We start from the raw sequence: 12,950 nt of genomic DNA, 5'->3' as shown, positions 1-12,950 counted from the left end.
GGTTGTTTTAGAATCAGGAAAAACAAACAGGTCAGACCTGTCAGCGGGAGAGCATAAATGTCTGAGCAAAATATACTTAAAACAGCAAAAGGCGATCGTATCGCTATCGTTAGCGGCCTGCGAACGCCATTCGCAAAGCAAGCCACAGCATTCCATCACGTACCAGCCCTTGATATGGGTAAGTTAGTTGTCAACGAAATGCTTGAGCGACTTAACTTTGATAAATCTGAAATTGACCAACTTGTATTTGGACAAGTAGTACAAATGCCAGAAGCGCCGAATATTGCCCGTGAAATCGTATTAGGTACGGGTATGCCTGTTTCTGTTGATGCTTATTCTGTTTCGCGTGCGTGTGCGACAAGTTTCCAAGCCATTGCTAACGTAGCCGAGTCAATTATGGCAGGCTCAGTGCAAGTAGGTATCGCCGGTGGTGCTGACTCATCGTCTGTATTACCTATTGGTGTTAGTAAAAAATTAGCCGGTAGCCTTGTTGATTTAAACAAAGCACGTACGCTTGGCCAGCGATTAAAGATTTTCTCTAAACTACGTTTAAAAGATTTACTTCCTGTACCGCCAGCGGTCGCTGAGTACTCTACTGGTTTATCTATGGGTCAAACAGCAGAGCAAATGGCGAAAACGCACAGCATCAGCCGTGAAGATCAAGATGCCTTAGCGCATCGTTCGCACACCCTTGCAAGCCAAGCGTGGGCAGATGGTAAACTGAAAGACGAAGTAATGACTGCCCATGTAGCACCTTATAAGAGCTTTATTGAGCAAGACAATAACATTCGTCATAACTCAACCGTTGAAGGCTACGCGAAGTTAAAACCAGTGTTTGACCGCCAACATGGCTCAGTGACAGCAGCTAACGCAACGCCATTAACAGATGGTGCTGCTGCGGTATTAATGATGAGCGAGAGTAAAGCTAAAGCATTGGGTTACGACATTCTAGGTTATGTACGTAGCTTTGCTTTCTCAGCAATTGGTGTACATGAAGATATGCTAATGGGTCCGGCGCACTCAACGCCAATTGCCCTAGATAGAGCAGGTATCACATTAGCTGATTTAGATTTAATCGAAATGCACGAAGCATTTGCAGCGCAAACACTGGCTAATATGAAGATGTTTGCGTCAGATAAATTTGCACAAGAAAAGCTAGGTCGCAGCAAAGCGATCGGCGAAATTAACATGGACAAGTTCAATGTATTAGGTGGCTCACTTGCATATGGTCACCCATTTGCGGCAACAGGTGCGCGCCTGATCACGCAAAGCTTACATGAACTTAATCGTCGCGGTGGCGGCTTAGCGCTTACGACTGCGTGTGCAGCGGGTGGCTTAGGCGCAGCCTTTGTATTGGAGAGTGCGTAATGACAGATTCAGTATTTAGTTTATCAGTGGCAGATGACGGCGTAGCCGTTGTAACCATTGATGTGCCGGGTGAGAAAATGAACACCCTGCGCAGCAGTTTTGCAGAAGATTTAAAAACCTTACTCAAAGACGCACAAGCGCAAGCAGTAAAAGGCATGGTATTTATCAGTGGTAAAAGCGATAACTTTATCGCCGGTGCTGATATTAAAATGCTTGATAGCGCCAATAGCCGTGAAGATGCATTAGCGTTAAGCGAAATGTGTCAGCAAGCATTTTTTGATATGAAAAAGCTGCCTTTCCCAACAGTAAGTGCTATTCATGGTGCTGCATTGGGTGGCGGTTTAGAGTTTGCTTTAGCGTGTGATTATCGCGTGTGTTCAGACAGCGATATCACTAAGCTTGGTTTGCCAGAAGTACAGTTAGGCTTATTACCTGGTGGTGGCGGTACTCAACGTTTACCTAAATTAGTTGGCTTGCAAAAAGCACTTGAGTGGATGCTTACAGGTAAGCAAGTGCGTGCTAAGCAAGCGAAGAAAACAGGCTTAGTAAATGACTGTGTACCACACAGTGTATTACTTGACGTTGCTAAAGAGTTTGCTCTTAAAGGTAAGGCGAAGGTTACTAAACCTAAGTTAGATCGTTTAAGCCAATTACTTGAGTCGAACCCATTTGGCCGCAATATTATTTTCAAAAAAGCACAAGAAAACGTGCTGAAGAAAACAGGTGGTCATTACCCAGCACCTTTAGCCATAATTAAAGCGGTTCGTGCAAGTGTTGAACTTGATCAGTTAAAAGCATACAAAACTGAAGCTGAAGGTTTTGCCACGCTGGTAATGAGTGATGAGTCAAAAGCATTACGCGGTATTTTCTTTGCAACCACTGAAATGAAAAAAGAGTGGCGTAATGATGATGCACCAGCGATCGCTAAAGCGGCAGTATTAGGTGGCGGCCTCATGGGCGCGGGTATTGCCCATGTTAGTGCTGTAAAAGCGGGTGTTCCAGTGCGCATTAAAGATGTGGCTGAAAAGGGCATCAGCAATGCCATGAACTACAGCTACAAGATTTTGGATAAAAAGCAAAAACGTCGTATTTTATCTAAGGCTGATCTACAACAAACCATGAACCGCATTACCGGTACCACCGATTACAGCGGTTTTAAACACATTGATATAGTTATCGAAGCGGTGTTTGAAGATCTTGCTTTAAAGCAAGGTATGGTGGCTGATGTAGAACGTGAATGCCAAGACAACACGATTTTTGCAAGTAATACCTCATCATTACCAATTGCACAAATTGCTGCTGATGCAGCACGCCCAGAAAATGTAATTGGTCTGCATTACTTCTCACCTGTTGAGAAAATGCCACTTGTTGAGATCATTCCACACGCTGGTACCTCTGAAGAAACCATCGCTCGTGTCGTTAACTTTGCCCGTAAACAAGGTAAAACACCAATTGTGGTTAAAGATATGGCTGGTTTCTATGTAAACCGTATCTTAGCGCCTTATGTCAATGAAGCGGCTAATTTACTGCTTGCAGGTGAGCCAATTGAAAAGATTGATCAAGCATTGGTTGAGTTTGGTTTCCCTGTTGGGCCTTTAGCGTTACTTGATGAAGTCGGGATTGATATCGGTTCTAAAATTGCGCCAATCCTTGAAAAAGAATTGGGCGAGCGCTTTAAAGCACCTGACGCCTTTAATCGCTTAATCGACTCTAAGCGTTTAGGTCGTAAGACTGGCCGTGGTTTTTATCTTTACGACAAGAAAGATAAAAAAGTGGATGAGTCAGTTTATGAGCTACTTGGTGTTACGCCATCACCTCGTTTAAACAAGAGCGAAATTGCTAAACGTTGTGTTGCGCAAATGCTTAACGAAGCGGTGCGCTGTTTAGATGATGGCATTATTGCAAGCCCGCGTGACGGTGATATTGGTGCTATTTTTGGTATCGGTTTCCCACCATTCTTAGGCGGCCCATTTAGCTATATGGATAAACTGGGTGCAGCACAAGTGAGCTCAGAAATGGCGACTTTTGCTAACTACAACCCAATTTTCACACCTTGCGATACGTTAAAAGCAATGGCTGAAAAGGGTGGTCGTTTTTACCAAGCAGAAAGCGAAGAGCCGGCTGTAGCTGAAGCTAAGCCTGTCGATCCGGTTGAAGTAACCAAAGAAGTGGTTGAAGACGAGCAAGCGTCAGAAGAAGCTGATAAAGAAACGACTAAAAGCTAATTCTTTAAATTAGTTAATTTTAAAAGCCCTGCTCATTGAGCGGGGCTTTTTTATTGGTTCGAACTAGGTTAGAAGTTGAGCGGATTAAATCTTGACTATAGGTTATTATCTATATAGATTTAAATCTATGGTCAAGGAGGACTCATATGTGGTTAGTTGAAACAACCGACAGGTTCGATAATTGGTTTGACGCCTTAGATGACACAGACCGAACTAATGTACTTGCGTGTGTATATGGTTCTTCAGGAGCGAGGTCCTATGCTAGCAAGACCTTATGCAGATACAGTGTATGGTTCTTGTTTTAGTAATATGAAGGAGTTAAGGATTCAAAGTAAAGGGATTCCGATACGTGCTTTTTTTGCTTTTGATCCAAACCGAAAAGCGATTGTTCTCTGTGCGGGTAATAAAAACTCAAATGAAAAAAGGTTTTATGAGCAAATGATCCCGATAGCTGATAGTGAATATTCGGCTCACCTAGATAAGTTAGAAAAGAGGTAAATATAATGGCTAGAACACTGGAAAAGTTATTGGCGAATGAAAAACCAGAAGTGGTAGCCAAAGCTAAGAAAGCGGCGTCAGATATGCTTCTTAATATTCATTTAGCAGAGCTTCGTGAACATATGAAACTAACACAAGGTGAGATGGCGAAAGAGCTTGGCGTCAAGCAGCCAACGATATCTGACATGGAGAAACCAGGTCGTGACGTTAGATTATCATCATTAAAGCGCTATGTTGAAGCTGCTGGGGGTACCTTAAGACTTGATGTTGAGCTCCCGGACGGGAGTCATTTTGGCTTTGAAGTATAACTAAGTTAAGTCTAAAAAATGTGGGCTTTTCTTCTATATTGGCCATAAGTGGTATTTAACTCACGAAATCAGTTTGTTATAACTAGGTTTATTTACAAAGCGATTAATCACCATGACTCTCACCACTGCGCGATTAACATTAAGGCTGTTAAATGCCGATGACTGGCCGCTGTTTTATACTTTGCATAATGATGCTCAAGTGATAGAGAAGTGCTTCGATAAGCCCTCAGAGGCGCAACTACGAGCAAAGTTTAATGAGCGTTTAAAGCCTTGGCAGCCAAATTCGAATTCACCACTTTGTTTAGTTATTGTTGAAACCAGTACGGGTAAAGAGGTGGGTGTGACGGGGTTTACTTCATCAACAGTGCCAGATAGTCAAGAAGTTGGTTATTTGCTACTGCCTAACTTTCATGGTCGTGGCTATGCCACAGAGTCTTTGCAAGCGGTGCTTGATTACGCCAAATCAGAGCATGCTGTGCGTGAATTTAAAGCGGTTGTCACCGAGGGTAATATCGGTTCAGAAAAAGTACTTGAGAAATGTGGTTTTCAGTTAGTCGATAAGCAACTAGATGCGTATGCTATTGGCGGTGTTTTGTATACCGATCATCATTTTCATTTAAGTTGCACTGATCACAGAGCGTGATCAGTGCGCAATTTTACAGATGAAGCTCAATTGCTTTTCTGTCTTTTTCTGGCATATTCGCAACCACTAAATCAAACGAATTATCAATCATTCGTTCAATCTCTCCCTGTGGTACGGTGCCATCTAAAATAACCGTATTCCATAAACGTTTGTTCATGTGATAACCCGGGATCACCGACGGGAAAATATCACGCAGTGCTTGGGCTTCATCTGGATCGCATTTCAGATTTAGCCACCATACAAGGTTTCCCTCATCGTCAGTTTGACCTTCTTTGCCCTCGGCAAGGGTAGCAAACATTTTATGATTCACCTTGTAAACGTCGACATCTTGGCCAAATGGTTGGGTGATCATCACCAATGGCTTTTTCATTAAATACTCGTGTACTGTGTGTTGATTCATGATCCAATCCTTGAAGTCATTTTTCGTAGTTATAAACATAGCAGCTTTTTCGTAGTTTGGAGACAACTATCGTTATAATTTGCTGAAAAATAATATAAATAAAGGCTCTGAGATTAAACTGTAAATTTTTATTGAACAAAAGCTATTACGTGGTAAATTTCTGTCATCAAAAAACGATAGGAATACACCCATGCCTAAGGCAAGTGAAGTTAAAAAAGGCGCCGCTATCGAGCATAACGGCCGTGTTTTAGTAGTTAAAGATATTCAACGTTCTGTACCACAAGGTCGTGCTGGTGGCAGTTTATACCGCATGCGTTTATACGATGTGGTAACAGGCGGTAAAGTTGATGAAACATTTAAAGACAGCGATATGTTAAAGCTTGCTGATCTCATTCGTCGCGAAGCAATGTTCTCTTACATTGATGGTGAAGAGTATGTTTTCATGGATAATGAAGACTACACGCCATATAACCTTAATAAAGAAGCGATCAGCGAAGAGATTTTATTCGTTAATGAAGAAACTCAAGGCCTTCACGTGATTGTGATTGATGGCTCACCAGTTGGCTTAGATTTACCATCAAGTGTTGAGCTTGTTGTTGAAGAAACAGACCCTTCAATCAAAGGCGCTTCAGCAAGTGCACGTTCAAAGCCTGCACGTTTAACAACGGGTTTAACGATTCAAGTTCCTGAGCATATTTCAACAGGTGACCGTATTCGTATCAACACCGTTGAACAAAAATTTATGGGACGCGCAGAAAAATAACTCTGTGGTCCATTAGAGAACCGGCTTTTTGCCGGTTTTTTGCTTTATTAGTAACTCGCTCATTACAAAATTCATTGAAAAAGGAACGAAAAACGCGCATTATTATCGGCTTACGAAAACAATAATAATTATCAGTAGTAGATTAATGTTGAACCACGGATTGGAAAACAGAGAATACATCAAACTCCCTGAAGGCGTTGATATCGCCATTACTCCCGCTGGCGTTGTTGCCAGAAGCTATGCCTACATTATCGATTTTATTATCCGTAGTTTGGTTCTACTTGCTGTTGGTACTGTATTGGCCTTCTTTGGTGATGCAGGGCAGGGGCTTATCTTAATTGCTTACTTTTTAATTTCATGGGGATATAACATCCTGTTTGAAATGGAAAATGGCCAAACGCCGGGTAAAAAACGCCTTAAAATCCGTGTTGTGCAAGACAATGGCTTACCAGCGAGCTTTTCGCAAATTGTAGTGCGTAACTTACTACGTCCAGCCGATATGCTACCTATAGGCTATTTCTTAGGCCTTGTGGTTATGTTGTTTAACAACCGTTTTAAACGCATTGGTGATTGGGCTGCAGGCACTATGGTTATTTACGACGATGAGTTAGCTATGCGCCCAGAATTATCACAAGGAGAAGTGCATATTCCTACCATTAGCTTAACCACCGAAGAGCAATTAGCGGTGCTTGCTTTTGCAGAGCGTCATGATGAATTATCGGATGCAAGGCGTCGTGAGTTGGCAGCTATTTTAGCTACTCCCTTTTCTGCTGCAGAGCATGAGATTGAGGCGCAGCTTGTTAGTTACGCACGCCACTTTGCAGGTCAAGTTCAACACGATAACGATTACCCGCAGCAGGAGGGTAAGCAATGAAGCAAACTCAATTTGTAAAATCAAATAGTGTCAGTTGGGATGAGTTTGAAGCGCTTTGCGAGCAAAATAGTGCAAAGTCTTTACCTGTTAATTTCCCTAACTTGTATCGCAAAGTCTGTAATGATTTAGCCATTGCGCAAAGTCGTCAATACAGCCCAGTGTTGATTGAGCAAATAAACAGGCTGGTGCAATTAGGACAAAAGCGCCTTTATTTATCTCGAAGCAATCAATTTTCTGAAATATGGCATGTGGCCCGCACGGCATTTCCACGTGCACTGTATGAAAATCGTTTAATGCTTGGCATTAACTTATTGGCATTTTGGGGATTGGCCTTAGTTGCTTTTATTTGGGTGACAATTGACCCTGATGCCGCTTATACATTTTTAGGGCAAGGTACAGTGCTTAATATCGAACAAATGTATAACCCAAGTGGTAGCGTTCAATCGGTAGAGCGCGGCGCATCACAAGATCTGATGATGTTCGGGGTCTATATCTACAATAATATTGGCATTGCATTTCAGATGTTTGCAGGTGGTGTTCTGTTCTGTGTTGGTGCTGCTTTTTTCTTGTTGTTCAATAGTTTTTATTTTGGTGCCGTTGCGGCTCACATTGTCAATGTTGGATTTGAAGGGCCGTTTTTTTCGTTTGTAATAACCCATGGCTCGTTTGAGTTAACCGCTATCATCATTGCCTCAGCGGCCGGGTGTCAAATAGGTTACGGCTTGTTAAATCCAGGGCAGTATACCCGTGCATACGCGATGAAACAGGCTGCACAAAAAGCACTTCCACTGATTGTTGGCGCATTTTTGATGTTAGTCATTGCCGCTTTTATCGAAGCATTTTGGTCACCCCGTGATATTGCTAACGAAGTTAAATATTTAGTTGGCAGCGGTTGTTGGGCTTATGTCATTTTTCGCTTGTACAGGGGAATGCGCTATGGAGCTTAATCGTCTTAGCTTCAATCCTCGCAAGCGCAGTGCTTACGAAACCTTTGATTTAACAGTGTTGCTAGTTAAGCAGCATGCTGTCGCATTGGTCTCTTTGTATTTGATGATGGCCGTGCCCGTATTTTTAATTGTTGGCTTTCTAGTAAACTGGGGCATAGGCGGCTTTGTTGTTTGGTGGCTTAAACCTGTATTTGAGCGACCATTACTTGATTACATGTCAAAAGCGGTTTTCAATCAGCCAGTCAGCATAATGAGTAGCTTAAAGTTACTCAAGCAGTTAAAAATCGCTGATATGCTTGCGCATTTAACCGTTTTTAGGCTCAGCCCAAACAGAGCATTTTTAGCCCCCGTAGAGCAACTTGAGCGACTATCAGGTGAGCGCAAAACCAAACGTAAGCAGGTGTTGTTTGCTTCAAATAAGCCTAAGCAGACATTGTGGATGCTGTTTTGTGTACATTTTGAGTTTATCTTATTGATGGGAATATCGGCACTGACAATTGCACTTGTGCCCCATTCATTCTCTGCACAAGAAGCCATGTACCAAATTTTTGAAGCGCCAATCTGGGTTGAGATAGCATTTAACTTTATTTATATCTTCAGTATTTCATTAGTGGCGCCGCTTTTTGTTACTGGCGGTTTCCTTGCTTATTTACACCGTCGTGTTGAACTAGAGGGCTGGGATATCGAGCTGGCATTTAAAAATATTCGCACCCGTCTTGCAGGCGTAGTCAGTGCTGTAGCACTTCTTCTGCTGACAACATTTACGCTGCAACCATCAACAAGCTATGCAGAGCAAATCGATAAGCAAGCGGTAAAAGAGCAAGTTACTGCTCTTTATAATGAGCCTAATGTTATCGAAACCGAGACTACGTGGGTGCCAAATATCGAAGCAAAAGCGAGTTCATCAGATAGTGACTGGTCTTGGCTTATCGATGTATTTACTGCCATTGGTGAAGTGTTTGGCGTGTTAGTTTGGGTATTGGTCGGCTTATTAGTTATTTGGCTAGTGTATTACCTGATGCAAAAACGTGGCTTTTTTGCCAACTTAAGCTTGCCTGAGCGCAGTAAAGTGAATGAACAGCCAGTGATCCCAACCTTATTTGCAGAAATTAAAAGTAAGGATTTACCTACTGATTTAATTGCTGCTGCAAAGCAGTGTTTTGAGCAAGGGCAGCACCGCTTGGCGCTGGCGTATTTGCTTCATCATGCGCTGAGTTGGGCGCAGCAACGACATGAAGTGCGCTTACACCGCTCGATGACTGAGCGCGAATGTAAACGTGCAATTGATGCTAGGGTGCCAAATCAAGGGCAAGCAATTTTTGCTCGCTTATTTTCTGCGTGGGTCACGGTCGCTTGGGGCCATAAAACCCCTGATATCGACTTTATCGAGCTGATTGAGCAAATTACAGCTATGACAGCAGAGACTAAGGAGCAAGCCCATGAAGCTTAAGGTTGTGCTTATTGCGGCGCTCGTATTGTTTAGCTTATTTGTTATTGCGGGTATTGCCTCTTTAGATTGGCAGAAAAAAGAAATAGAGATTGGCTTTCATAGTGATGTCGCAAAAGATAACTTTACGATGGCTCAACGGCTACTTAAAGCCAATGGTATCGATTGGAATAAAAACAAGCGCTTGGCAGAGCAAGCTCAAAGTGATGAGTTAAACATAGACCCACAAAGTATCTTAATTTTAGATGAGGCAGTGCTTGCTGATTCTTACCTGTTAGATGTACAGCTGGCTGATTGGGTCGCTGAAGGCGGACGCTTGATTTATGTATTAAACAGGCAACGTGATGAGCTGGCAATTGATAGCACCGTATTTTTTAGTCAGCTTAGTATTAATGTAGAAAGCCAAGAAGATGTGTTTGAATATGATTTTGCAATGCTCAAAGAGGGGCATAAAAATAGTACGCTCTCAATTGATGAAAACACTGAGCTTGACCTTGAGCTAAGCCGTGCCTTTTTTATTGAAAACTGCCCCGGTGTGAATACCAATAATGATAACGGCGACACCTTGATGTGTGACTTTGCGTTTGGTCAAGGTCGGGTCATTGTGATGCCATCGCTGTTACCTTTTACTAATTACCGACTTCGCCACCTTGATCATGGCAGCTTATTACTTTGGTTAAGTAAAGGGGCTAAAAAAGTAACCTATGTCCCTTACCTGACTTACCCAAATTGGTTTGCCAAATTATGGCACTGGAGCTGGCAATGTGTGGTGACGTTGCTGTTATTAATTGTGCTTGCAGTATGGCATATCAGTAGTCGCATCGGCCGCTCTTATGCTCCTGACTTCGATGTAAAAACCAGCTTTAATCAGCATATTCGAGCAGTAGCAAACTTTTATTCTGAGCATGGTCACGAAGCCGTGTTATTTACTGCTCTAGAAAAAGATTTTTACGCCAAAGTAGAGTCGCGAGTGCCTAACTTTAAGATGCTTAGTGCTGAAAAGCAGGCGCAGATCATCGCTAATTTAACTCATTTTGAAAAACAACAGGTGGCAGAGTTGCTTGCTAGCAAGTTGCCTGAGTCAAAAGAACAACGAACAGAATATATAAAACGATTTAAACAATTAAGGAATGCCTTATGAGCACGGAATTAGACACTAATCGCATGAGCTTAGTTGAGGCAGCTGATGCAGTAAAACAAGTAAAGCATAACATTTCGCGTGTGTTAGTCGGTCAAGATGCCATTGTTGAAGATGTGCTTACGGTACTCTTTGCAGGCGGTCATGTGTTACTTGAAGGGGTTCCAGGGCTTGGTAAAACGCTACTGGTTAGAGCCTTAGCAAAAAGCTTAAATGTAGACTTTTCGCGAGTGCAGTTTACACCGGATTTAATGCCTTCAGATGTTGTTGGTCATAGTTTGTATGATATGAAATCAGGTGAATTTAATATCAAAAAAGGCCCAGCATTTACTAATATTTTACTGGCTGATGAAATCAACCGTGCACCAGCAAAAACGCAATCAGCCCTTCTTGAGGTGATGCAAGAGCAACAAATCACCATTGATGGGGAGTCATTATCTATTGATTCACCGTTTATGGTATTAGCGACTCAAAACCCATTAGATCAAGAGGGGACGTATCCGCTGCCAGAGGCTGAATTAGACCGCTTTATGATGAAAGTTGAGCTTGGTTTTCCTTCTCATGAATCGGAAGTTGAGCTTTTAAAACTGAATACACAAATTGTGTCTAATGAAACCAAAGTAGAGCAGCTGCCAGCAGTATTAGATGCTAAGCGTATTGCGGAAATTAAACAGCTTTGTGCTGATATCTTAGTCGACGAACAAATACTTAATTATGCCGTTGATATCGTGCGTAGTTCACGAACTTGGCAGGGCGTGTTGCACGGTGCAGGGTTACGTGCCTCAATTAATATTATTAAAGCCGCAAAAGTAATGGCATTAATGAATGGTCGTGACTTTGTAACCCCAGATGACGTGAAGTCAGTGTCAGTGAATATTTTAAGGCACCGATTAATTTTATCGGCTGATCTGGAGCTGGAAGGGGTGTCATTTGATGAAGTGATCAATGCCATTTTAGCCAGTGTTGAAGCGCCGCGCTCATGAATCGCATCAAGCATAGACCTGCAAAACGCTTAGTACAATTAACAGCTTTGTTGCTGTTATTGTTGTTTGTCTGTGCCATTGCATCGGTTGACAGCTTAGTGTTAACGGCCTTGCTCCTAGTGCCTTTATTGGTCGCATTTTTCGATTATATGGCGGCAAAGTCAGAGCCTTTACTTGAAGTAAGCGCACAAACGAACCTCAACATGGCTTTGTATCGACGCCAACCCTTGCAGATAGTGATTAAAAACAAAGCGAAGCATGCGACCATGCTAGATGTCAGTGTTCATTTGAGCAATGCAATTGAGCTGCAAAAGCCACAGCAAACGGTGTTTATAGATGCAATGCAACAAGCAAAGCAGAGCTTTACATTACGCGCTCACAAGCGAGGCGATGCGCAGATCAGTGCCATTGAACTTAGGGTTGGGTCGCCATTTGGCCTTTGGCAAACAAACTGGCTAGCTGCGCAAGCGATTCAACTAAAAGTGTATCCCGATTTTAGCCGTGTGACTTCAAAGCAGCATTTAAATGGCGTAGTGAATAAGCCTATTTCAGGGTTAAAACTCACTAAAAAGCGCGGTGATGGTATTGAGTTTCAGCAGTTACGCGAATACCGCCAAGGTGATAGTGTTAGACAAATAGACTGGCAGGCGACTAGTAAGCGTCGAAAACTCATTTCTCGAGAGTATCAAGAAGAGCAAAACCAACATGTTATAGTGATGCTCGATGCCTCTAAAAAAATGGCCATCGAAGCCAATGAAGGTAGCCACTTTGATCATGCTTTAAATGCATTGTTACTGCTGTCGCATACAGTTTTAAAGCAAGGTGACTGGTTTAGCATGCAAAGCTTTAACCAAAACCTGCGCTGGTTACCCGATGTTAAAGGCGCACAGAATGTATCACGGGTAATGAATCACTTTTATGATCTATACCCAGATAAGAGCAGCAGTGACTACTTAGTGGCTGTGAACCAATTAATTGCTAAACGCAGTAAGCGTTCTTTAGTGTTATTAGTTACCACCCTTGATGAGCAAAGCATTGATGAGTTAATGCCTGCAATTAAGCTATTACAAAAACACCACTTAGTGGCACTTATTAATATTAATAACCGTGCTGTAAATGAAGTGCTCGATGAGCCTATTGAAAAGTACGAAGATGCAACCAGTTACTGTGCAGCATTAGCACTACTAAATTCACATAAAGCCAATATGGCGAAGCTAAAAAAGCAGGGGGTGATAGCCATAGACTGTAACCCAGAGCAGTTACTGCCGCATGTGCTTAACACCTATTTAAATGTGAAGCACTCCGGGGCATTGTAAAACCTTAATAGCAACTGGCAATAAAAAAGGCATTGAATTC

Annotated in this window: 13 protein-coding genes; 12 read left to right on the top strand and 1 reads right to left on the bottom strand. The window is 42.4% G+C overall.

Annotated elements, in window-relative coordinates:
- Positions 1-57: 57 nt before the first annotated feature.
- The 5 genes from fadI (at position 58) to CWC02_RS12615 (ending at position 5,042) form a co-directional block, all read left to right on the top strand.
- Positions 58-1,368 (top strand): acetyl-CoA C-acyltransferase FadI, encoded by a 1,311-nt coding sequence (fadI, locus tag CWC02_RS12635; protein ID WP_054553218.1) that lies wholly within the window; start codon positions 58-60, stop codon positions 1,366-1,368.
- Positions 1,368-3,593, top strand: a complete 2,226-nt coding sequence (gene fadJ / locus CWC02_RS12630; protein ID WP_054553217.1) for a fatty acid oxidation complex subunit alpha FadJ — start codon at positions 1,368-1,370, stop codon at positions 3,591-3,593. The genes fadI and fadJ overlap by 1 nt, the downstream gene beginning before the upstream one ends.
- A gap of 198 nt (positions 3,594-3,791) precedes the next feature.
- Positions 3,792-4,091 carry a type II toxin-antitoxin system RelE/ParE family toxin gene (locus CWC02_RS12625; protein WP_502705407.1) on the top strand — a complete coding sequence of 100 codons (300 nt, stop codon included), beginning with the start codon at positions 3,792-3,794 and terminating at the stop codon, positions 4,089-4,091.
- A 5-nt stretch (positions 4,092-4,096) separates the two neighbouring features.
- Positions 4,097-4,399 carry a transcriptional regulator ProR gene (proR, locus tag CWC02_RS12620; RefSeq protein ID WP_054553216.1) on the top strand — a complete coding sequence of 101 codons (303 nt, stop codon included), beginning with the start codon at positions 4,097-4,099 and terminating at the stop codon, positions 4,397-4,399.
- Between the two features lie 112 nt (positions 4,400-4,511).
- On the top strand, positions 4,512-5,042 hold the full coding sequence (locus tag CWC02_RS12615) for a GNAT family N-acetyltransferase (RefSeq protein ID WP_054553215.1): 531 nt from the start codon (positions 4,512-4,514) through the stop codon (positions 5,040-5,042).
- Between the two features lie 13 nt (positions 5,043-5,055).
- Here CWC02_RS12615 and CWC02_RS12610 read toward each other — a convergent pair whose 3' ends face one another.
- The gene (locus tag CWC02_RS12610) at positions 5,056-5,442 is read right to left on the bottom strand and encodes an MmcQ/YjbR family DNA-binding protein (RefSeq protein ID WP_054553214.1); all 387 of its coding nucleotides are present in this window, start codon (positions 5,440-5,442) and stop codon (positions 5,056-5,058) included.
- Between the two features lie 190 nt (positions 5,443-5,632).
- On the opposite strand from CWC02_RS12610, the gene efpL reads away from it, so the two are divergent.
- The 7 genes from efpL (at position 5,633) to CWC02_RS12575 (ending at position 12,910) form a co-directional block, all read left to right on the top strand.
- Positions 5,633-6,205 carry an elongation factor P-like protein EfpL gene (gene efpL / locus CWC02_RS12605; RefSeq protein WP_054553213.1) on the top strand — a complete coding sequence of 191 codons (573 nt, stop codon included), beginning with the start codon at positions 5,633-5,635 and terminating at the stop codon, positions 6,203-6,205.
- Positions 6,206-6,350: 145 nt separating this feature from the next.
- A complete protein-coding gene (locus tag CWC02_RS12600; RefSeq protein WP_054553212.1) occupies positions 6,351-7,079 on the top strand; it encodes an RDD family protein in 729 nt (242 codons plus the stop codon).
- The gene (locus CWC02_RS12595) at positions 7,076-8,026 is read left to right on the top strand and encodes a stage II sporulation protein M (protein WP_138618573.1); all 951 of its coding nucleotides are present in this window, start codon (positions 7,076-7,078) and stop codon (positions 8,024-8,026) included. The genes CWC02_RS12600 and CWC02_RS12595 overlap by 4 nt, the downstream gene beginning before the upstream one ends.
- Positions 8,016-9,476, top strand: a complete 1,461-nt coding sequence (locus CWC02_RS12590; protein WP_138599014.1) for a hypothetical protein — start codon at positions 8,016-8,018, stop codon at positions 9,474-9,476. Before CWC02_RS12595 ends, CWC02_RS12590 begins: the two co-directional genes overlap by 11 nt.
- Positions 9,466-10,614: a DUF4350 domain-containing protein gene (locus tag CWC02_RS12585; protein ID WP_138618571.1), complete on the top strand. Its 1,149-nt coding sequence runs from the start codon at positions 9,466-9,468 to the stop codon at positions 10,612-10,614. The genes CWC02_RS12590 and CWC02_RS12585 overlap by 11 nt, the downstream gene beginning before the upstream one ends.
- Positions 10,611-11,594 carry an AAA family ATPase gene (locus tag CWC02_RS12580; RefSeq protein WP_054553208.1) on the top strand — a complete coding sequence of 328 codons (984 nt, stop codon included), beginning with the start codon at positions 10,611-10,613 and terminating at the stop codon, positions 11,592-11,594. The genes CWC02_RS12585 and CWC02_RS12580 overlap by 4 nt, the downstream gene beginning before the upstream one ends.
- A complete protein-coding gene (locus CWC02_RS12575) occupies positions 11,591-12,910 on the top strand; it encodes a DUF58 domain-containing protein (RefSeq protein ID WP_138618569.1) in 1,320 nt (439 codons plus the stop codon). The genes CWC02_RS12580 and CWC02_RS12575 overlap by 4 nt, the downstream gene beginning before the upstream one ends.
- Positions 12,911-12,950 lie beyond the last annotated feature (40 nt).

Origin of the sequence: Pseudoalteromonas sp. S2721 (assembly GCF_005887425.1) — a bacterium.
GTDB classification, from domain to species: domain Bacteria; phylum Pseudomonadota; class Gammaproteobacteria; order Enterobacterales; family Alteromonadaceae; genus Pseudoalteromonas; species Pseudoalteromonas simplex.
This window is presented reverse-complemented; position numbering and strand designations above follow the sequence as displayed.